The sequence below is a fragment of the Pseudomonas sp. WS 5079 genome, from assembly GCF_012985465.1.
In the GTDB taxonomy this organism is placed as follows: Bacteria; Pseudomonadota; Gammaproteobacteria; order Pseudomonadales; family Pseudomonadaceae; genus Aquipseudomonas.
Genome location: NZ_JAAQWN010000004.1, coordinates 17854 through 36829 on the forward strand (window position 1 = coordinate 17854; position 18976 = coordinate 36829).

Annotated in this window: 33 protein-coding genes; 17 read left to right on the plus strand and 16 right to left on the minus strand. The window is 58.5% G+C overall.

Annotated features, from left to right (window positions below; translation table 11 throughout):
- Positions 1-6 precede the first annotated feature (6 nt).
- From HBO05_RS11540 to HBO05_RS11600, 13 genes are all read right to left on the minus strand, one after another.
- Positions 7-1548 carry a terminase TerL endonuclease subunit gene (locus HBO05_RS11540; protein ID WP_172312710.1) on the minus strand — a complete coding sequence of 514 codons (1542 nt, stop codon included), beginning with the start codon at positions 1546-1548 and terminating at the stop codon, positions 7-9.
- Positions 1548-2024, minus strand: a complete 477-nt coding sequence (locus tag HBO05_RS11545; RefSeq protein WP_172312712.1) for a TerS protein — start codon at positions 2022-2024, stop codon at positions 1548-1550. The genes HBO05_RS11540 and HBO05_RS11545 overlap by 1 nt, the downstream gene beginning before the upstream one ends.
- Before the next feature lie 187 nt (positions 2025-2211).
- Positions 2212-2526 carry an HNH endonuclease signature motif containing protein gene (locus tag HBO05_RS11550; RefSeq protein WP_172312714.1) on the minus strand — a complete coding sequence of 105 codons (315 nt, stop codon included), beginning with the start codon at positions 2524-2526 and terminating at the stop codon, positions 2212-2214.
- Positions 2526-2858: a phage holin, lambda family gene (locus HBO05_RS11555; RefSeq protein WP_172312716.1), complete on the minus strand. Its 333-nt coding sequence runs from the start codon at positions 2856-2858 to the stop codon at positions 2526-2528. Before HBO05_RS11555 ends, HBO05_RS11550 begins: the two co-directional genes overlap by 1 nt.
- A gap of 214 nt (positions 2859-3072) precedes the next feature.
- Complete coding sequence (locus HBO05_RS11560) at positions 3073-3426, minus strand: antiterminator Q family protein (protein ID WP_169905282.1); 354 nt, start codon at positions 3424-3426, stop codon at positions 3073-3075.
- A 3-nt stretch (positions 3427-3429) separates the two neighbouring features.
- Complete coding sequence (locus HBO05_RS11565) at positions 3430-3756, minus strand: hypothetical protein (protein WP_172312718.1); 327 nt, start codon at positions 3754-3756, stop codon at positions 3430-3432.
- 2 nt (positions 3757-3758) lie between these two features.
- Positions 3759-5054, minus strand: a complete 1296-nt coding sequence (locus tag HBO05_RS11570) for a site-specific integrase (RefSeq protein WP_172312720.1) — start codon at positions 5052-5054, stop codon at positions 3759-3761.
- Positions 5051-5353: a nuclease domain-containing protein gene (locus HBO05_RS11575; protein WP_169905286.1), complete on the minus strand. Its 303-nt coding sequence runs from the start codon at positions 5351-5353 to the stop codon at positions 5051-5053. The genes HBO05_RS11570 and HBO05_RS11575 overlap by 4 nt, the downstream gene beginning before the upstream one ends.
- A complete protein-coding gene (locus HBO05_RS11580) occupies positions 5350-5574 on the minus strand; it encodes a DUF3310 domain-containing protein (protein ID WP_169905288.1) in 225 nt (74 codons plus the stop codon). The genes HBO05_RS11575 and HBO05_RS11580 overlap by 4 nt, the downstream gene beginning before the upstream one ends.
- Positions 5571-6257 (minus strand): replication protein P, encoded by a 687-nt coding sequence (locus HBO05_RS11585; protein WP_172312722.1) that lies wholly within the window; start codon positions 6255-6257, stop codon positions 5571-5573. The genes HBO05_RS11580 and HBO05_RS11585 overlap by 4 nt, the downstream gene beginning before the upstream one ends.
- Positions 6254-7012 carry a helix-turn-helix domain-containing protein gene (locus HBO05_RS11590; protein ID WP_172312960.1) on the minus strand — a complete coding sequence of 253 codons (759 nt, stop codon included), beginning with the start codon at positions 7010-7012 and terminating at the stop codon, positions 6254-6256. Before HBO05_RS11590 ends, HBO05_RS11585 begins: the two co-directional genes overlap by 4 nt.
- 205 nt (positions 7013-7217) lie before the next feature.
- Positions 7218-7640, minus strand: a complete 423-nt coding sequence (locus HBO05_RS11595; protein ID WP_172312724.1) for a phage regulatory CII family protein — start codon at positions 7638-7640, stop codon at positions 7218-7220.
- 82 nt (positions 7641-7722) lie between these two features.
- Complete coding sequence (locus tag HBO05_RS11600; protein WP_172312726.1) at positions 7723-7977, minus strand: Cro/CI family transcriptional regulator; 255 nt, start codon at positions 7975-7977, stop codon at positions 7723-7725.
- A gap of 95 nt (positions 7978-8072) precedes the next feature.
- Between HBO05_RS11600 and HBO05_RS11605 the strand changes: the two genes are divergently transcribed.
- Genes HBO05_RS11605 through HBO05_RS29045 form a run of 3 tightly spaced genes read left to right on the plus strand, consistent with a single transcriptional unit; the run spans position 8073 to position 9673 of the window.
- Positions 8073-8933, plus strand: a complete 861-nt coding sequence (locus tag HBO05_RS11605; RefSeq protein ID WP_172312728.1) for a S24 family peptidase — start codon at positions 8073-8075, stop codon at positions 8931-8933.
- A gap of 58 nt (positions 8934-8991) precedes the next feature.
- On the plus strand, positions 8992-9261 hold the full coding sequence (locus HBO05_RS11610; RefSeq protein ID WP_172312730.1) for a hypothetical protein: 270 nt from the start codon (positions 8992-8994) through the stop codon (positions 9259-9261).
- Positions 9254-9673, plus strand: a complete 420-nt coding sequence (locus HBO05_RS29045; RefSeq protein ID WP_178123919.1) for a hypothetical protein — start codon at positions 9254-9256, stop codon at positions 9671-9673. The genes HBO05_RS11610 and HBO05_RS29045 overlap by 8 nt, the downstream gene beginning before the upstream one ends.
- Before the next feature lie 49 nt (positions 9674-9722).
- On the opposite strand, the gene HBO05_RS11620 is transcribed toward HBO05_RS29045, so the two are convergent.
- Positions 9723-10034, minus strand: a complete 312-nt coding sequence (locus HBO05_RS11620; RefSeq protein ID WP_172312732.1) for a DUF1654 domain-containing protein — start codon at positions 10032-10034, stop codon at positions 9723-9725.
- 449 nt (positions 10035-10483) lie between these two features.
- Between HBO05_RS11620 and HBO05_RS11625 the strand changes: the two genes are divergently transcribed.
- The 6 genes from HBO05_RS11625 (at position 10484) to HBO05_RS11650 (ending at position 14065) form a co-directional block, all read left to right on the plus strand.
- The gene (locus HBO05_RS11625; protein WP_172312734.1) at positions 10484-10690 is read left to right on the plus strand and encodes a hypothetical protein; all 207 of its coding nucleotides are present in this window, start codon (positions 10484-10486) and stop codon (positions 10688-10690) included.
- A 551-nt stretch (positions 10691-11241) separates the two neighbouring features.
- Entirely contained in the window at positions 11242-11523 is a 282-nt protein-coding gene (locus HBO05_RS11630; RefSeq protein ID WP_172312736.1) for a hypothetical protein, read from the plus strand.
- Positions 11520-11834, plus strand: coding sequence for a hypothetical protein (locus tag HBO05_RS11635; RefSeq protein WP_172312738.1), 315 nt, complete (start codon positions 11520-11522; stop codon positions 11832-11834). Before HBO05_RS11630 ends, HBO05_RS11635 begins: the two co-directional genes overlap by 4 nt.
- Before the next feature lie 97 nt (positions 11835-11931).
- On the plus strand, positions 11932-12279 hold the full coding sequence (locus HBO05_RS11640) for a hypothetical protein (protein ID WP_078467578.1): 348 nt from the start codon (positions 11932-11934) through the stop codon (positions 12277-12279).
- Positions 12280-12322: 43 nt separating this feature from the next.
- Positions 12323-13138, plus strand: a complete 816-nt coding sequence (locus HBO05_RS11645) for a DUF2303 family protein (protein WP_172312740.1) — start codon at positions 12323-12325, stop codon at positions 13136-13138.
- A 60-nt stretch (positions 13139-13198) separates the two neighbouring features.
- Complete coding sequence (locus HBO05_RS11650; protein ID WP_172312742.1) at positions 13199-14065, plus strand: phosphoadenosine phosphosulfate reductase family protein; 867 nt, start codon at positions 13199-13201, stop codon at positions 14063-14065.
- Here HBO05_RS11650 and HBO05_RS11655 read toward each other — a convergent pair.
- Together HBO05_RS11655 and HBO05_RS11660 are read right to left on the minus strand one after the other, a co-directional pair.
- Positions 14062-14487, minus strand: coding sequence for a hypothetical protein (locus HBO05_RS11655; protein ID WP_052224711.1), 426 nt, complete (start codon positions 14485-14487; stop codon positions 14062-14064). The two genes, HBO05_RS11650 and HBO05_RS11655, sit on opposite strands and share 4 nt — an antisense overlap.
- Positions 14488-14553: 66 nt before the next feature.
- On the minus strand, positions 14554-14889 hold the full coding sequence (locus HBO05_RS11660) for a hypothetical protein (RefSeq protein WP_236299559.1): 336 nt from the start codon (positions 14887-14889) through the stop codon (positions 14554-14556).
- A gap of 162 nt (positions 14890-15051) precedes the next feature.
- Between HBO05_RS11660 and HBO05_RS11665 the strand changes: the two genes are divergently transcribed.
- The 8 genes from HBO05_RS11665 to HBO05_RS11700 all read left to right on the plus strand — a co-directional run bounded on the left by HBO05_RS11665 (position 15052) and on the right by HBO05_RS11700 (position 18741).
- Positions 15052-15363: a DUF4406 domain-containing protein gene (locus tag HBO05_RS11665; protein WP_172312744.1), complete on the plus strand. Its 312-nt coding sequence runs from the start codon at positions 15052-15054 to the stop codon at positions 15361-15363.
- Entirely contained in the window at positions 15360-15692 is a 333-nt protein-coding gene (locus HBO05_RS11670) for a hypothetical protein (protein ID WP_172312746.1), read from the plus strand. Before HBO05_RS11665 ends, HBO05_RS11670 begins: the two co-directional genes overlap by 4 nt.
- Positions 15689-15985 carry a hypothetical protein gene (locus HBO05_RS11675; RefSeq protein ID WP_102618009.1) on the plus strand — a complete coding sequence of 99 codons (297 nt, stop codon included), beginning with the start codon at positions 15689-15691 and terminating at the stop codon, positions 15983-15985. The genes HBO05_RS11670 and HBO05_RS11675 overlap by 4 nt, the downstream gene beginning before the upstream one ends.
- Positions 15986-16072: 87 nt before the next feature.
- On the plus strand, positions 16073-16474 hold the full coding sequence (locus HBO05_RS11680; RefSeq protein ID WP_172312748.1) for an HNH endonuclease: 402 nt from the start codon (positions 16073-16075) through the stop codon (positions 16472-16474).
- Positions 16471-16794 (plus strand): hypothetical protein, encoded by a 324-nt coding sequence (locus HBO05_RS11685; protein ID WP_172312750.1) that lies wholly within the window; start codon positions 16471-16473, stop codon positions 16792-16794. Before HBO05_RS11680 ends, HBO05_RS11685 begins: the two co-directional genes overlap by 4 nt.
- A gap of 398 nt (positions 16795-17192) precedes the next feature.
- Positions 17193-17414, plus strand: a complete 222-nt coding sequence (locus HBO05_RS11690; protein WP_172312752.1) for a hypothetical protein — start codon at positions 17193-17195, stop codon at positions 17412-17414.
- A gap of 2 nt (positions 17415-17416) precedes the next feature.
- Entirely contained in the window at positions 17417-17629 is a 213-nt protein-coding gene (locus tag HBO05_RS11695) for a hypothetical protein (protein ID WP_065943845.1), read from the plus strand.
- Positions 17629-18741: a tyrosine-type recombinase/integrase gene (locus tag HBO05_RS11700; protein WP_172312754.1), complete on the plus strand. Its 1113-nt coding sequence runs from the start codon at positions 17629-17631 to the stop codon at positions 18739-18741. The genes HBO05_RS11695 and HBO05_RS11700 overlap by 1 nt, the downstream gene beginning before the upstream one ends.
- Positions 18742-18976: the final 235 nt, after the last annotated feature.

Below are 18976 nucleotides of genomic sequence, written 5' to 3' on the forward strand. Positions count from 1 at the left end.
GTGAGCCTATAGAAGTCCGGAGAATCCGTTTTTGAGATAGTGGTCGATGTCGCCCTTGACCTCTTCGGGAGCACCAAGGGTCGCGCCGAACGCCATTGCCAGAGCCGACATTCCGTCGATGCGGCCGGTCGCCTTGTCCTTTGCAAACTTTCGGTTGCCCGCCGGGTCTTTCTGGATCACCGCGTTGGATGCGCACATGGTCAGCACCGGGTGCATGCCGTGACTTATCCTCCCGTTGAGCAGTTCCGACTCCAACGCATCAATGGCTGGGGTCATGTCCTTGTAGCCTTGGCCGTACTCGACCAGAGGCAGCGTGACGCCCTGAGCCTCTGCGTCCCGCTTGAAGAGGTCGATCCGGTATCGGTCGAACGCAATGGCCTGGATGTCGCCGCCGAGCTCGGCAAGGATCCGAGCGATATCGGCGGCAACGTAGGCATAGTCCACGGTTGCGCCCGGGGTGGTCAGTAGCAGCCCCTCCCTAGCCCACACCTCGTACGCCTCTCGGTCACGCTTGGCGCGCTCGGCAAGGCCCTGCTCAGGCGTCCAGAAGAATGGCCAGACACTCCAATTGCCGTCGCGTTTGCCGATGACGACGAAGGCCGTAAGGTCAGTCCTGAACGAGAGGTCAAGGCCGCCGTACAGATCCATGCCATCCGGGCTGTCCGGATCATCGCCGCAGCCGACCCAAACACCTTTGGAGACGAAGACGGAAACCGTCGACACCCGCTGATTCAGACAAAGGTTGCGGAACGTGTTCTCCGAAGCCGGCATCCGGTCGGCACGCTCTGCCTGCTTCTCAAGATCTGCCAGCGAACGGAACGAACCAAGCGCCGGATTTGCAGCCTTCCACCCTTCGCGATCGGTGACCTTGCAGTCCTTTGGCGCCTGGTAGACGCGGCTAACGATGTGCGGGTCTTGAGACTTCTCCGCGTCGTCGAGCCAGATGCTGAACAGGTCACTGTCCTGCGCAGCCTGGGTGCTGATCGCAATCAGCAGCGGCGCCGCGTGGGCGCCCTGTGCTGTCGTGATCGCGTCAATGAAATCGCTTTGCGGGCCGCGCACCTGACCAATCTCATCGAGGATGGCCAAGATCGGCGACAGCCCGTGCGCGGTTTTCCCTTCGGCGGATAGCGCTCGGTACTCCACGTTCAGCGGCGTGCCGATCAGTGTCTTGCTGCTGGGCACGATGTGAATCAAAGACTGCAGCTCTGGGTTGAGCTGGATCATCTTCACGGCCAGCTTGAACACCAGGCCGGCCTGTTCGCGGCTCATTGCCCCCGATACGATCTGAGAGTTCTGCACCGCTTCGGGCCCAACAATGTGGGCCAAAAGGATGCCGGCGATCAAACCCGTCTTCCCGTTTTTTCGGGCAATGCTGAGAAAGGCAGTGCTGGTGCCAACAGGGTTGTCGTAGACATCCAGGATGAATTCTTTCTGGAACGGATCAAGCACCAGAGGTTTTCCAACGTGCTGACCTTCCGGCACGCGGCAGTACTTCTCAATGAAGGCGATAACCTTTTCGCCACGCGTCCTGCGCTTGACTGCCATCAGTGCATAGCCCTCGGGATCAGATCTTCATCGTCCTGCTCGGCAAGAACCTTTTCTGCGGCGCGCTGCTTGGTCGCCTTCTTGCCCTGGTCGCGGGATTCCCCCTGAGTAGCCTGGGCATGAACCTGAAGTGTTCGGCTCAATGACACGGCGCGGCGACTCAGCGTTTCCAGCAGGCTGTGCTTGGGGTTAATGACCTGCGTACCACGATCGTTTTTCAACACATCGCCCTCCAGATCGATCTCCTTTTGCAGGCGCTCGATGTCTGAAAGGCACCGCGCGAGGTTGCCGGCCAGGACCAGGTCGGAGTCTGTCCAACTATCACGCGTGCGCGCGCGCACAACGGAATCCCAAAATGGCTTGTCGCCTTTGCGTAAATGGACGAACCTCGGCGACTTGATTGGACCAGCGGCAGCGGCCTGCATAGCAGCAACCGCCGATGTCGCGCTATCGGAGCGGGTGCGCTTGGCTGTCATAGGTTTTCTCAATATTGCCGCGATGTGTTTTGGCGGCTTTTTCCGGGTTAGAAATGAATAAGAGGGTCGAGGGCGGTCCTATACAGCGGAAAACCTCATAATTTACCCTCCCCCCTGGGCCACTGGCGTGCCACATTCGGGGGTTTGGCGTGCCTCAAAGGCTATTTTGATAGCGTTTATCAATCGCTCATACGCGGTTCCAGTGGTGGTTAGGGTCCACTGGGATGCCTGACACGTCATGACCAGGCAGAATGCCGGTCCTCTCCTGTCGCTGCTTGGCGCCGTCATGGCAGGGCTTGCACAGGCTCTGTAGATTCCCGGCATCGAAGAACAGATCCTCGTCACCCTTGTGCGGCTTGACGTGGTCGACGATGTTGGCAGCCTCGACCACATCAAGAGCACGACACAGGCGGCAGGTAGGCTCAGCCTGTAGCTGGTGCCATCGCAACCGATACCAGCGCTTGGTCTTGTAGAGGTGATGCCAGGGTGAGGTGCTGGCCATCAGTCAGCATTCCGGCCAGGCAACTTGAAGCCCGTGACCCGATCAGCAAAGGCGCGGACCTTATCCACCCCCAACAACCCGACCATGCCGCCGATCAAGCTGGCTGCTGACTGCGGGATGCCGATCAGTTCAAGGCCGGACAGCATCGACAGCGTGATGCAGCCACACAGCAGGCTCTCGAAGAACGCCGCCTTGCGTGTCCCACCACCGTAGATGATCCGCAGCGCAGAGATCGATATCGCGAAGCCTGCGGCATAAAAGGCCGGGGCGTGCTGACTCAGCCAGGCGAGCACTAGAACCCAGGTGTCTGGCTTATCGGGCATGTTGGGCATCCGCTGTCCTCCCCGATCTGGGGGGCGATTAGGTCCGGCTCCAGCAGCACTCCCAGCTCGGAGCAATGGGCGTGGTGGAGCCGAAAACGAAAAAGCCCCGGCAAATGCCGAGGCTCAGTGAACTGTAGAAAGCAAAAAGCCCAACTCAGGGTCGGGCTTTGCTCGCGGAAAAACCGCAAAGTAACGAGAAATCTATATGTCGGGACCGGGGCTGTCAAGCAGCCTGACGACGAATATCTAAGGCTCCATCAATCCAGGCAATGCCGGCCTTCCAGAGCCCGCGAGTCTTCTCTTCGCCGAAGCCCATCTTCTTGCCGACTTCCATCAGCGAGCTGTCACGGGTGGTGTAGTACTTCATCAGCACCTGGCCACACTCAGGGTAGCGCTTGAGAAGGCGACCCATGAGCCCGTCGATCAAGAGGGCATCGTCGTCGGTGATCATCGGCGACAGGATGGTGTTCTCGCGGGACGCGCAGCACGACACACCAGAGCCCAGGACGACCCAGCGGCCCCAATGCTCGAGCAGATCCTCGGCGGTGCGTTCTTTAAAGCTCGGTGTGAAGGCCATGGCTCAATCCCCTGTGAAGTTGGTGGCACCTGGGCCACGGCGGTTGTTCTCGTTGTATTGCTGCTGCGCACCTGACTGCTGATTGATTCGGTTGCCAAAGGCGATGAGGCGCTGCTGGTAGATGTTCAGCATGAGCCCCAGCTGGGTCACCAATATATCGACCGGCAGCGGTTCGCCCGTCTCCGCAGATACCCAGCCGGAGGCGTGGCATTCCGTACAGGGCAGTTCGTGGAAAACTCCCGAGGTGACCGTCTTACCCTTGCATATCGGGCACCACTTCAACGGGATTGGGGTGGCCTTGAAAGCGGGGCCATGCTGCCTTTTGATCATTTTTAAACCTCGCCCTTAACAAATTGTGGTTCTGGCTCGCAGGCCCCGCTGTTCAAGGCGTCTACGAGGTTTTGCGAATCTTCATATCTAACGCCTGTCTGCATGTGGATCGCCTTGAAGCCACGCTGATCTAACCAGTTGTGCCACTTCACCAGGGCCAGGCGGCGCTGCTCCTTGGCCTGGGTGTTGATGTAGGTGGAGGCGATCTTGCCCAGCGAGTGGTTCAGCAGCATCTCGCCAATGTGGCCGTCGACGCCGAGGTCAGTCCACGCGGTACGGGCCACCTTGCGCAGGTCGTGACTGGTCCAGGCGCCCTGCCCTAGCCGTGTGAATACCGCGCTCGCCTGGTTGTCACTGAGTGCCTTGCCACGGCGTGACGGGAACAGGAGCGGCCCCTCATAGCCCTGGGCGTTTTGCCGGGTGCGGTACAGCTGTAGGAGCGAACACACCTGATCGGTCAGCGGCACCCGCAGCTCGGTCTTGGTCTTGGTGTGTTCTGCCGGGATGAACCACTCACGCTCTGGCAGCGCGATGTCGGCCCAGCGGGACTGGCGGGTCTCGCCGATCCGGGTGCCGTGGCACAGCATCATCAAGGCCAGCATGGCGTCACCCGGCGCACTGTCGAAGCGCTCGGCCAGCAGGCTCACCAGGTCCTGCAACTGCACGTCACGCAACCGCGCCGGCTTGGGCAGGATCCGCGCCGTGGTGAAGTTGACGAACTTCATTTCCGCCATCGGGTTGACCGGGATCAGGTCCAGCTTGCGCGCCTGACGGAAGGCCACCGCGAGCAGCCGGTACAGCTGCTGCACGTAGGACAGCGATAGTTCGGCCTGGGCCGGCCACATCAGCAGCTTGTCGAGGGTCTGGGCACTCACGTCGCGCAGTAGTAGATCGTCCAAACGTGGCTTGAGTTGGCAACTGATAGCCGACTTACCCGCAGCCCGGCGCTTGTCGGACAGCGCACGCGACTTGGCCATGCGATCACCGAACCAATCGAGCAGTTCACCCACGGTTACCCAGGCCGAAACACTGGCCGCGCCGTCGGCAGCGACCCGCAGACGCACCGCCGGCAGTGCGGCGATCACCTGCTTGGTGTTCAGTTCGGGAAAGCCGCCGATGCGATGCCATTTGCGCTTGTTGAGCAGGTACCAGGAGCCACGCGTGCGATTCTTGGCGAAACGAAAGTGCAGCGCCGGGTGGCCGGCATCCCGCAGGTCGCGCACATGCTCAAGCTTGGCATTGCGGGCAATCTCGACATCCGACAGCTTCACCGTCAGCGTTTTGATTAGGACATTCACGCCACCACCCCCTGAACCTTGAGTAGACCCTTGCCAATCCAATGCATCTGGGTCTCTGCCAGGGCACGCAGAAGGTCAGCGACCTCAAACTCACCACGCTTGCGGCCGTCAATGATCGAATGGCAGTTGTCGCAGGCAAAGCAGGCAATCACGTCAGGGCCTTTCATCCCCATCCCTTTTTGTCCGCACGGGATATGCGCCAGGACAACGGTCCCGTCATCGTGACCACAACCACTCAGGCGCAAAGTGCAGGACTGGTCGCGGGCCGAGTCGCGCAGTTTCTTGGATTCGACCCTCATTCGTGCACCTTGGCAGCTTTCTGCTCAAGCTCGATCAGCAGTTCAAGGAAGTGCTTTGCCTTCTCCAGATCGGCCAGGCCACCCTTGTCACGCCAGCGGGTCACATACTTGATGACGCTGCCCTCAGCGAATGGAATGCTGTTCGCGTGGATATATTCGATCGGCTGAATTGCCAACGACTTGTAGTGATCGCCGGATACCTGGGTACTTAGTGCGCTCATCGGGATACTCCGGCGCGACATGCGCGCAGTTCGGCCAAGGCTCTATTGCCTACATCAGGGGTGATTTTGGGTTTCGGTGAAGCAAGTTCGGCAACCGGGATGGGCTCAAGACGCTCGCCCTGCCAGATTCGGCGACACTGGTTCAGGTACTGCTTTTCGAAGCTCGCCAGGCCCAGCTCGCGGGAGAGCAGCGGCAGGCTGTGGAAGCCGGCGGCAGCCGTTGCGTGGTAGACGGCTGGGTGATACCACTTCGAACAGTTGCGCATTGCCGGGTGGCAATTGCGGAGCGCCTGAGCGTAAGCAGACTCGACACTCGGAAGGCCCAAGCCTTCAGGGGCAAAGCACCAGCTGACAAAAACGCCAGGGGCCGGCACAAAAGCTGACTTGCTCGCACTCACCACCCTCATGCCGTGGTCGATCTGCTCCATGCGGCTGATGCCTGAGCGCATGAACTCGCCGAGCCACTCAAGCTTAGAGGCGTTCATGACAGCCTCGGTGGGCCAGGACTGTCGCCACGCGCCGCATGCCCCGCGCAACCGAAGGAACAGGTCGTCGATGACAGCTTGGGTGGAGGGGTCGACAGGAACAATGGCCTGAGCCTGGTCAGGGCCCTGGTAGGTCGGATCGCATTGACGGCGAGCAACCAGCTGGCTTGCCACGACAGGTTTGTTGGCTCGATTCATAGCCGTACCCCTTTCGATGCCCAGTCCTCACCGGCGGGCCCCTCTTCCGCCGAGGCGGATCCGGCGGCCTGGGCTCGTTCGCGCTTGATCCAGCCGACCAACTTGAAACACCAGCCAGCAGCGGTATCGAGTACGGATGTTTTGGCGACGAAGAAGCCTTTGAAGCCGGCCAGCAGTTCGTCGGTCATCGAGTCGACTGGCAGGCCCGCGATTTTCATTTGAGTCTGCAGCGCGTCTTCGGGCGGAACGAAGTCGGCGAACATGGCGAAGCGCTGGCGATCATCTTGCGATTCCAGGGCCTGGCGATCTTGCTCGGCAATCAATTCCGCAAGCTCGCGCTGCTGCTCTTCGGTTAATTGATGGTTAGATGATGTATTGGGTGCAGTGGCTGCACCCCGTTCTGTCGCAGGCTGCACCCCGTTCTGACCAAGGCTGCACCCCGTTACATCTTGACGGGGTGCAGGTGCTGCACCCCGCTTGATCATGAGGTCATACACCACCGGGCGGCGGTCATGACGGTCAATGTACACTGCAGCCAATGCCTGATTTCCGCGAACGATCAGGCCGCACTCTTCCAGCAGGTCAAGCTTGATACGGACTGTTCGCTCGGAAAGACCGGTGTCATCGGTAAGGGTTTTTGCTGACGGGAACGCACCAGCACCATTTGAGCCGGCGTAGTTGGCCAGGCACAGCAGTACATGCCGAGCGCTGGAATCTTTAAGTGACTGGATGGGCAAAGAAAGCGCCCACGACATTGCTTGGACGCTCACAGCGAGTTCCCTTTGATGATTTGATTGACCGCAGGGGTTGGAATGAGGTGTCGCGACACATATTTAAGATGGGCTGGAGGTGTCGCGGCGTTCCTGGAGGTGTTGACTGTTCTGTCTTGATTGATCATGATTGGCCCCGTTAAATGTTGTACTGAACCGCCCTGCCAGGCGGTTTTTTTATGCCCGGGATTCAGGCGGCCTTGAGCGATTCGCGCAGGATGTGCAAAGCATCGATGGCTTCCTGAATAGCTTTCTCGCCCTGGGCTTTCTCGTGCTGGCTGATGTGGTTGTCAGCGGCGGCGTCGAAGATCAAGCGACCAACGTCACCGCACTCGGCAGACAGATGGCCCAGGGCAACCATCAATGGCTTGGCCGCAGGCTTCTCACGGGCAACTAGGTCGTAGCCAAACTTGTCGGCGAGGGCCATCAGTGGGCGCATGTCGCCGGTGTGCAGCAGGACGCCAAAAAGATGTTCGATGGTTAGGTGGTGAGCCGAATTGTCAGGGTTCGAGCGCTGCAGCAAGCTCACGTGCGCAAGGCACATCTTCCCGGCCAGCTCCTCTGCCCCACTTTCCTTGATGGTGGTGTGGCAAGCCCTCAAGAAATCTTCCATTCGTAAAACCTCAAATTTGTTTCCGTGGCGCTCTGCAGGCGCAGAGGCGATCATTTGCTTAATGGAGCGGCGGTCGCGGCTTTCAGGCAGCCGTCTGCTGCGCGCCCTCGGTGGTTGCGGAAGTGATCTGGTCCCACGGAAAGGCAGGGCAAAGGTCGGTTCGATTCACAACGCCACCGGTCAACGCTTCGATTTGGATAGCTCGCTTTGCCGGTACTGGGCGCTCGCCCGAGCACCACTGATTAACCGTGGGTGCAGTGACCTGCAGCAGGCGCGCCATTTCCACCTGACTACCCAGCAAGCGAGATGCTTCTTTGGCCGCTTCTGCTGACTTCATAAGTTCTCTCCTGGAGATTCGCACCAAATATAAGGCATTACCTTATCGCGGGCAAGCCATTGCCTAACCAACAGCGTAATAGGCTTAATTAGGCAATGCTTACCGGACCAGAATTAGGCGCGGCCATCGAGGCCGCGCGGATCGCCAAGGGCGTATCGAAAAAGAACCTCGCAGACGACTTCTCCGTGAAGCCTCCGTCGATACAGGGGTGGGTGAAAAACGGCAGAATCGACAAGTCAAAGCTGATGGATGTGATCGCCTACTTCTCCGATGTCGTTGGGCCTGAGCACTGGGGCCTACGCCCAGGCTTCTCCTACGAAAACCTCGAAGTCACCAACGAAGATTCTGCCATTCAAGCAGGTACTGACGGGCGCTCGCTGGCTTCGTCTGCGGCAGATATGATTCGTCAGATGTTAGCGGCGAAGGGGGCGAGCCTTTCAGAGGATGCTCGCGCCAGGCTGCTTGCTGCGGCAGAGCAAAGTGACTCAGGAAACGTTATCCATGTCGACTTCTCGCGACCCGGCCAGGTAGGCGATGAGGTGTGGATCGCGCATTACGATATCCGGGGCGCTATGGGTGGCGGTGAGGTAACTCACGACTACCCCGAGATGCTTCAGGATATTCGCGTCAGCCCGTCGCATTTGCGGTCAATGGGTGTCGAGTTCGTTGAGCACTACCATCTGAAGATGGTCACTGGCTGGGGCCAGTCGATGGCGCCGACGATCAAACATAGGGATCCGCTCCTGGTTGATATAAGCATTCGAGAGTTTGTTGGCGACGGGATATACCTTTTCTCCTATCAGGGCTTCGAGTACATCAAGCGCCTGCAAAGAAAGGGAAAGGATAAGTTCAAAATGGTGTCCGATAACACCAATCATCCGCCCGAGGATATCTGGGCAGAAGAGACCTACATCCAGGCGCGCGTGCTGCTCGTCTGGAATGCAAATTTGGTCTGAGGCGTGCCCGCTAAGGGCCAGCTGCGACTCTTAAAAACAATTGGAGTTATTTAGAGCTATGGATGACGATTCAAAACCAGCGTCTTTCTCGGACGCCGTGGGCACTACGCTAGGCCAGCTTTTTGTAATTTCGATGTATCAAACAAGGGCGACCCTGAATCTCGCCCGCGCAATCGAAAAGGACTCATCATCCAGTCAAGGGCTCAAAGCAGCCGCAAAGGACTCACTGGCTGTAATTGACTTGATTATTGCAAAAATTGAAAGCGCTGTTGATGATGACATGGTGAGCTCGATAAGGGACTTCGTCGGGAAAACGGAAGATGAGTAACGTTGATCTAACCTTTATCCAGCGCGAACTCGAAAAGCTTAAGGCCGAGCGCCACAGTGACAGGAGCTCAGGCGGAGGCCATACTGGTGGAAATGGTACTAGCAATGGCGGGGGTGGCGACTTGGAAGCGCGAGTAGCAAGGCTTGAAAGTCATGTCGAATACATGCGCCGCGACATTTCTGACCTGAAGACCGACGTAAAAGCCATAGCTAACGATGTGGTTGATCTAAAAATATTCGCCAAAACGGCAGACTTAAAGCTCGACACCATTGATAAAAATATGGTCACCAAAGGCAAGATTGCATTCTGGGCGCTAGTCGGGATGGCTACAGTTGTTGGGTCTGCTGTGGGTGCGGCGTGGTGGCTCGCGCAGCAGTACTTAGGGCCACTATTAAAAGCACTTCCTCACTGATCCATGCGAATCAAGTTAGCCCGCCACTGAGCGGGCTTTTTCTTGCCTATCAGAAAGGTGACGACTCTTCTTCTGGCTCAAACTCAACCTCTCCCCTACCCGCCACCTCGACCTCCTGCTGCTCCCACCTCACGGTCACGCTGCCGTCGTCGTTGAGCGTCAGCTCAAGCTCGTCTGTATCGGCGATCACGCCCAGCATCTCTTCCCACTCCCGGTCCCCGTCTGTGTCCAGGCGATGGATCGTCACCCAGCGCTGCGCCTGCGCCACGGGGTGATTGATCATTGATGAAACCCGCAGCCCAAGGCGCTCCATCCCGCTCATTTCCTGCCGTGCTGCCGGTGCCGCCTGCTTCTTCGCCATGAAATCCCCTCCCGATAAATTGCTGTATATCCATACAGCTTAGGCAGAGCTTATATCAGCGCTGCTGAGAATGTCATCTCCAAAAACTGAATAACCGAGCGGCGATATTTCTGAAAATAATTAGGCATTACCTATTTACATCTGATTAGGCATTAGCTTATTGTTCTTTCCATCGCAGCGACACACCGCCGCTGCTGAGAACCACCGCTCTTTAACAGTCAGCGCAACAAACAACAGACCGCATTGCCTCTACCGGCGACCGGCGAGCAGACAGGCCCGAAAGCCTGCCAACGACAGGAACAACCTGGACGGCTGCTCGATGGTGAAACGCCAGAACTGAGTGAGTGACCCGGCAAGCAATGCGCCCCTTCCGGCGGCAATAGGACGGACAGCATCACTTCTGCACCTTGGCGACAGGGTGCAGCGGGATGACAACCAGGAGATAGGAAATGGCTCAGTTCCACATTGATAACAACCGAACGCTCAACAAGCGCGTTGAGTGGCTGGCGATCCCGGAAGCCGGCGAACTGGCTCACGACGTCATGAGCAAGGTGAGACAGGCTGCCATCGACAAGTTCGGTGCCGGTGTTTTCTTCAACCGCTGGGAGCATGTGGTGGCGAGCAACGGGCACATCACCGTGCGCATGTATGCGTGACAGACAGCATCGCTTCTGCTCATTCAATGAGTGGGCAGTGGGATGGCGAAAGCCTACGGAAATGGGCGAACTACACGTATGAACCCCATATAAAAGTAATGGTGACGTGGAAGTCCGGTGCAAGCCCGGGCCCGAGCACCTGGTACTCCCCAGCACCAGGACGCATCGGATATAGCTCGGCCCTCTGGCGTGATAGCAGGGTGGCCACCTTGCCCCGAGCCTGAGCGGATTTTGTCGCGGCGTAGACGGGCAACACCCAGAGGGATTCGAGCTATATCCGATGCGGACGAACATCCGGCCTTTCGCCGGCCACCTGCATTAAACCCACGCAGCACGGAGGATTGGCAGCCATGTAAACCACACACACCCTAGACGCCGAAGCGTCTGCCTGCGTGACATAGGGAGGTCTATGTAACGCAACGAAAAGCCCAGTCCCTACTGGGCTTTTTTACATCTCGCGTTTACCCGTCAGCACCCTCCCCTGGTCACACCGGCACCCGCCAGGCGGTCAGGGTGCTGACGAATACACGCAACCCCCTGAGGTATCCACCATGCACGCATCAATTCAACAGCGCGTAGACGGGGTTGCGGCCCTGCACGTGCGCTCCCGTATCGCCACCGCCGAGTTCTACGCCCTGATCGGCAAGGAGGCGCCAGTGCAGAAGATTCGCTTTCAGATCCGCACCGCCGGCAAGGCATACCACATCGTGGAGATCGCCACCGGCAAGGTAAAGGGCTTCCGCTGGACCTGGAAGAAGGCAAACAACTTTGCCCAGGAGTTGGAATCTCGGGCCGACGGCGTGAAGGTGACGCTGTCAGGCGGTGCGCAGTGATCGGCGGACCGATGGCCAATCCTCGGGACACAGTGATCGCGGATCTGCATCGCCAGATGGACGCATTCTTCGGCGCCGGCAACAAGGCGGAGCAGATTGCCAGCGGCGTCAGCGGTGAGGTCGGCGGCCCTATCAAAAGCACCCGCAGCATCAAGCTGAAGGCTGCCCGCGACAAGGATGCGCCCAGGCTGAAGGAACTGGCTGAGGCAGGCCTGACTGCTATCGAGGCCGCCAAAGAGTTCGGCACCGACAGAAAGCGGGCCAGGCTGATCGCTCAGGAAAACGGCTTCAAGTTCGCCGACACCCCATGAGGCGCCTCAGCAACCAGGTGCGCCAGCGCCAGCGCCTTCGTCAATCGCAATTCAATCTTCCACCCAGCGGCCTTTTGGCCATCCCGGAGAAACAGCCATGTCCACAGCAACAGATACAGCCGAGTTTCTTGAAGAACTCAACGGTGGCGCCTTCGCCAGCCAAATTGGCCACGCCATATCCGAAGTAGCCGCCGGGGTTGTCGACTATGGCAAGGCCGGCAAGCTGGTTATTACCCTGGACTTCAGCCAGATCGGCGAATCGCACCAGGTGAAGATCAAGCACAAGCTCGACTACAAGGTGCCAACCAAGCGTGGCACCCGCAGCGAGAACACCAGCCTCGATACGCCAATGCACGTGGGGACCGGTGGCCGCGTGACCCTCTTCGCGGAAAAGCATGACCAACTGTTCAGCCGCGATGACGCACCAATTCCCAAACGCACTTGATTCACCCCGCTCACCCTCCCTCCGCAATCCAAGGAATTAAGCGATGTCACTTACCAAAGATGCAATTCAGCTCATCACCGATACGGCGCTGGAAGCCAACGGCAAGAAGCTGGAAACAGTGGTCCCTACCGTGGTGCTGCCGGAAAGCTCGAAAGTCATCGACCTGGAGAAGTTCCAGGCCGGCCGTAGCCGCTTCCGTGGCACCTACAGCACCCATTCGCTGGCAGATTTCGGCACCTATGTTGTTGAGCGCGCAGAACCAGGTGCGCGCGGCTTCATCGACCAAGACGCAATGAGCTGTGCCCTGCTGTTCAACCTGGGCACCACCTCCGAACCCGGCCACGCCGATGACCGCGCCGTCCTCAAGCTGAAGCCAACCGCCGGCTACACCGCAGCCCAGCAAATCGGCGGGCGCGGTATCAGCCAAAAGGATTTGAGCGACTGGATCGAAGACTGGCACCAGTACCTCACCCCGGTTGATGAGGCAGGCAATGCAATCGCGGTGGCCAAGGCCATTGCTGCAGTGCGCACCATCACCATCAAGGCATCGAGCGAATCGGAAACCACGGTAGGCGAAACCAGCGCCAGCCGCAGTGCCATGGACCAGATCGAGGCGCGCAGCAAAGAAACCCTGCCGGTTTCCCTGCAATTCCGCACGGTCCCGTTCGAAGGCCTGACCGAACAACAGATCACCCTTCGTCTGTCGGTGATCACCAGCGGCTCGCAGCCGGTGTTGAAATTGCGCTGGGTGGGCGAAGAGGTACAGCGCGAAGACATCGCTCAGGAGTTCAAATCGGTTCTTCAGGACAAGATCGGTGAGGCAGCGACTTTGTCTCTGGGCGCATTCGATCCGAAGTAACCCACTCCCGCAACACCACTAGGCGCCTACGGGCGCCTTTCTCTTGTCCAGAGGAAACCCATGAATCACTACCGACTGCGGGGGACTACCGTTGTCAGCTTCTCCGGCGGACGGACCAGCGCCTACATGCTGTTCATGGTGCTTCTGCACAACACGGCAGAGGACATTGCCAGGTATTTGCTGATTATTTTCGCAAACACTGGAAAGGAACACCCAATTACCCTGGAGTTCGTCCGGGAGTGCGCCGAGCGCTGGAATGTTCCGATTATCTGGCTGGAGTTTCGCGACGATGACACGGGGTTTTCAGTGGTGGATTACGCCACTGCGAGCCGCCAGGGCGAGCCGTTCGAAGCGCTGATCCGCAAACGCAAGTATCTGCCCAACCCGGTTACCCGGTTCTGCACCATCGACCTCAAGATCAGGATCATCCACAAGTACCTGCGCAGCCTGGGCCTTTCAACCGAGGACGCGCCGGTAGACATGATGACTGGTATCCGGGCCGACGAACCGCGCCGCGTGGCGAAGATCCGACACCGCAAAAGTACCAGCGAAAGCAAGTGGGCAACCATGGTGATGCCACTGGCCGATGCCGGTGTCGGCGTTCAGGAGGTGACGGACTTCTGGGCCGGGCAACCATTCGACCTGATGCTACCGAATATCAACGGCAGGACGCTGGAAGGCAACTGTGACCTTTGTTTCCTGAAAGGTGCCAAGCAAGTCTATTCGATCATCGCCAGCGACCGGCCAAAGGCCGAGTGGTGGGCGCGCATGGAAAGCTCAGTGGTATCTGGCGGCAAGTCAACCGGCAACGGCGACCGCTTCCGCAGCGACCGCCCCAGCTACCAGCAGATGCTCGACTACTCCGATACCCAATTCGACATGTTCGCCGACCACGAAGAGGCTATTGCCTGCTTCTGCGGTGACTAGCCCTTCCAAGCAGAAACAAGCCCGGTTAGCGCACCGATGATGCCCACAATTATCCCAAACCAATATGTCACTTTTTCCCTGGCCTGCTTGTTCGCTTCCCACAGTTGAGCCTTCACATGCTTTATGCCGTTCTCGGATAGGTAAAGGATAGGTTCGTAAGGGATTGGGTAATCCCATTCGATCCGATCATACATTGATCCGTCCGAACGACTTGGAAGCGGCACGGCAGCCATCTTCGCTTTGTGCTCGTAATACTTCGAGTGGATCTGGTCCAATTTGCGCCAGGAATGATCGAGGTCGGTGTAGTAGGAGCTGGTGAAACCACCCTCTGGGTCAGGGTTCGGATTCGGGTCGTATTCTTCCAGCTTCGCGATTACGTGCTCTTGGCGCCATAGTGCAAGTCGATACTCAAAAAAATTCAACTCAATAGACCTCCAAAAAATCTGGCAGGACTATACGCTCCGAGGCATCCCCATGCCCACGAAAACCTATAGGTCTGCGCCAGCAATAAGCCTGGCCCCGACCTCACGCCCAGCAACCTGCGCCAGGCCACGGTCAACATAGGTTCGGTCACCCGCAACAACCGGCACCACCACTTCACTACCGCGCTTCACCTCGACGTTGATACGCCAGGTCTCCCGGCCTTCCTCGTCCTTGTCGCACTCCATGTAGTTCCAAACCTGAAAGCCTTCGATCTCATCGTAAATATCGTGCTTGGTCATGGTCCTGCCCATCTTTAGGAAGGGGTCATCGTAGCTCAAAGCCAGCCGGTACGGATGATGACGGCGATAAGGCGAAGGATGGCGGCGATCAGGTTTATCCAATCAGTCAGTCGTTTCATGCGGTAGGGCCCTCGATATTGGTCAGCCAGAACACGATGCACTGACGGTAATGCTCGATGCTCTGCCGCTTACCCTTGGCTTTCCTCTTGGGCTTTTTCCGCTCCCCCACTCCACCGCCCGGGCATGGCCCGGCAAGGATTCCCCGTGAAACGGATTTACCTCAGCGGCCCCATGACCGGCCTGCCCGGCCTCAACTTCGCCGCCTTCCACGCCATGACCACCAACCTGCGCGCCGGCGGCCACACCGTCACCAACCCCGCCGAGATCAACCCAGACGGCGGCACCTGGAACGACTGCATGCGCCGCGACATTGCAGCCCTGATGGACTGCGACACCGTGGCCACCCTGCCCGGGTGGCAAGAATCGAAAGGCGCCCAGCTCGAAGTCCTGATTGCCCGGCACCTCGGCATGACGGTTGTGAATGCCCATGATCTGGTAACGAGGGAGGCTGTATGAGCGAGTTCAAACGCGAAGATCGCTACATCGTCTTAAAACTGAAGCGCCTCCCTAAAGATGAGGCAGAGTACCTGCGCGACTGCCACCCCAAAGCGATGGTTGAGTGCGTAGTTGTCGAGCACGACTGGCCGGAATACCACCTTGTCTGGGCCATGCTTGAACACCGCATGGCCGGCAAGCCGGTACCGAACTTCAACGACTGGCGGCGCGCCGACGAACTACAACAGCTCCTGACCGCTGCCGATCAGCAGATAGATGATTTGCGGGCTGAGCTCAAGGCTGTGCGTTCGGGCCCCTGCAGGATGATCGTCGGGGACGAACTGCCATGACCCACAAAAGCTACAGGCTCGACCCGAACGTGAGAACCATCACCGACTTGGTGACCGATGAGCAGGTGCAGAGCTCATTCCAGGGCACCAACTTCGGCCACGATGACTTTCGCGGGCTACTGGCCCAGGGCTGCATTAAGGCGCTGGCCGGCTGGCACCAGGGCCACACGCTGACGACCATCCTTGAAGAGCTGCGGCTGATCAGCTGGAACCGCCAGGTTGGCAAGATCAAGGTCACAGCCAAAGGCCGCCATTACATCTGGCTCGCCTTCAAGGGCCGTCCGGGCGTCTGATACCGGAAGGAGTACATCCGTACTCCACCCGCAAAACCTGTAACCCCTCCCCCTTCAAAGTCAGCCGCTATAGCGGCAAGGATATCTATGCGCCTGAAGAAAGCTGAGCGCGAGCAAGTGCGCTTGAAGTACGGCGGGCACTGCGCCTATTGCGGCGTGCTGCTGGGTGAGCGGTGGCACGCCGACCATCTGGCGCCGGTGGTGCGTGAGCTGCTGTCCAAGCAGACCGCCGCCGGCACCTGGAAGCTGGTCTCAGGCAAGCCGCTACGCCCTGAGCATGACGTGCTGGAGAACATGATGCCGGCCTGCGCGCCCTGCAACATCAGCAAGGGTGGCCAAACCCTGGAAGGCTGGCGGAACTGGATCGCAGGGCACATCAACTCCCTCAACAGCTACCACCCAATATATCGCCTGGCCAAGTCCTACGGTCTGATCGCCGAGACAGGCGCGCCGGTGGTGTTCCACTTCGAAAAGGAGCAACAGCGATGAAGAAAGCTGAAATAGCCACCCTGCCGCCAAAGATTGAAATCGCCATGAAAGCCGGACAGGTCGCAGCCGATGCATGTACCGATGATGGTGGCAGCGCCAACTGTGATCGGGTCGTTATACGGATGCCCGGCGTGCGTGAGGCCTGGGTCGAGGGATTGCGCGGATACCTGCAGGAAGCACACGGCTGGCACGCACGCGGCTTTCACCTCGACACACCGTTTGCAGGTATCGGAAATCGCCGCTACGCAGGCGTCCAGGCCATGTACGAGTCGCTCAAAAATCAGGGCGTAGACTGCTACGTGTATTACAAAGTCGATTAACCACTTCCCAATCCCCCTACATGCCCGCCGGTGAGCGAACTCGCGGTAACTGGCTGTCGACCCATCGCTCCGCTGCTGCCATTGCGTCACCCAGTGCCGCCGGATAGTCAGGCCATGGCCCCGTCAGCTCGGCGGCGACTTCGCCCAACCCAGCAACGGCTGCCGGCTCAATGATTCTCGCAAATGCGGGTACGTCATCGTTTGGTCGCCTCCATTCGAACTTGAGAAACAACGTATGCCCCCGATAGGCGTGAACGACTGGAACATCGAGATTGTGTGACACGCGCCCTCCCTGACACATGAGCAAATTGAACAGTATTTGTAGCTCTTTTTCGCACCCTTCGCCATCGAGGCACTTCGCTATCAACTTCTGCCGCCCAGCGCGGCAAGGACACCCCATGTACGCAACGAAACTCACCCTGCTCATAACGGCCATCGTGTTGTACGTGGCGGGGTCCACCTTCTGGCTTTTCTGGCAGGTGCCGGAGCTGCTCTCCACCGGTACCGACCAACACCTGATCGCAGCATTCGCCGGCACCATCGCCTGGATGCTGCTCACCTTCGGTTTCATCATCCACATCATCAAGACAGCGCGGCCTACAACGGGCGGCGGGAGGTAGCTATGAGAAAGGAACTCATCAAAATCAGCGAATTCCAGCGCCGACGCTGGGGAGAAAACGGCACGCCGCAGTGCCCACAGGCTATTCGAAACCACATACGCAACGGCCGGGTGCCGGGCGAGCAAATCGGGAAACTCTGGTACGTTGACTGGGCGGCGTTCAACGCGTCCAGCGGCAACGACCTTGTCGCAATGGTAATGAAAGGAGCTGCATGATGTCCCCACGGCCGCGCAACACTGCGAATAAGAGCCTTCCGCAGAACCTGTACTACGACGCGCGGCGCGGGACATATCGCTACCGGCGCCCTACCGACGGGAAGTTTTTCCCGTTCGGCGCTGATCGCCTGAAAGCCATAGACGCTGCTAAGCAACTGAACCTGGAGTTCATGCGGGGGGCTGACCTGATTGGCGCCGTGATGGGGAACTCATCCGAGTCTTTCGCGGGCTTCCTCGATGCTTACGAGCGCGATGTCTTGCCGCCACGCGAGCTGGCCAAGGGCACCCTGGGGCTCTATGCAGTGCATTTTCGACGCTTCCGCAAGCAGTTCGAAGGAAAAGCTGTCGATCAGATCACGATCCGCATGATCGCCGAGATGCTCGACGCACTGACCCCACGGACGGCAAACCAGTGCCGGGCCTTGCTGGTCGACATCTTCAACCATGCCGCCGCTAAGGGGTTGTGCCCAGACAACCCGGCGGCCAGCACCATCAACCGGATCGAGAAGAAACAGCGCAAGCGGCACACGATCGAGGGTTTGAAAACCATCCGAGAGAAGTCGCCGGTGTGGCTGCAAAACGCAATCGACTTGGCCTTGATCACCGCCCAGCGCCGTACCGACATCCTCAACATGCGATTTGACGGTGTTCGGGAGGGGTACCTGTATGTGGTGCAGCAAAAGACAGCCAAGGCCAGCGATGCCGCATGGATCAGGCTCACGGTAACTGAAGAGCTGCAGGCGGTGATCAGCCGATGCCGGGACGATATCGCCTCGCCTTACCTGGTGCACCGTCGCCCAGATCGCCTGAAACAAAAGCAGGCGCAGACGAAGGACCACTGGACCCAGGTCGAAGAGAGATATTTGACGCGGGCTTTTAAGGAGGCCCGGGAGGCGGCAGGCTGTTACAAGGGATGGAAGGAGGAAGAGATGCCGGGCTTCCATGAGGTGCGAGCGCTATCGCTTCACCTGTACCAGAAAGCCGGAAAGGACGGGCAGAAGATCGCAGGCCATGCCAGCGAGAAGATGACCAAGAACTACCAGAAGGACCACGCAGAAATCGTCTGGTCTGAAGCAATTCCAGACCTAAATATCAGCGAAATCACCGGGTAGTTTTGCGCAAGTTTTGCGCGGGTTTTGCGCAGGCACAAAAAAGCCGATCTAGCTGATCGGCTTAAGTGTCTGATTTTACTCAGAAAATATGGTCGGGACGGAGTGATTCGAACACTCGACCCCTAGCACCCCATCTCCTTTTTCATACTTCTTGAAAGACTCCAAAATTTTACTTTGGATTTTTCTAAGCTAGTATTTACTTGAGCTCCAGCGGTGTTCTGCTCTACGAGAGTCC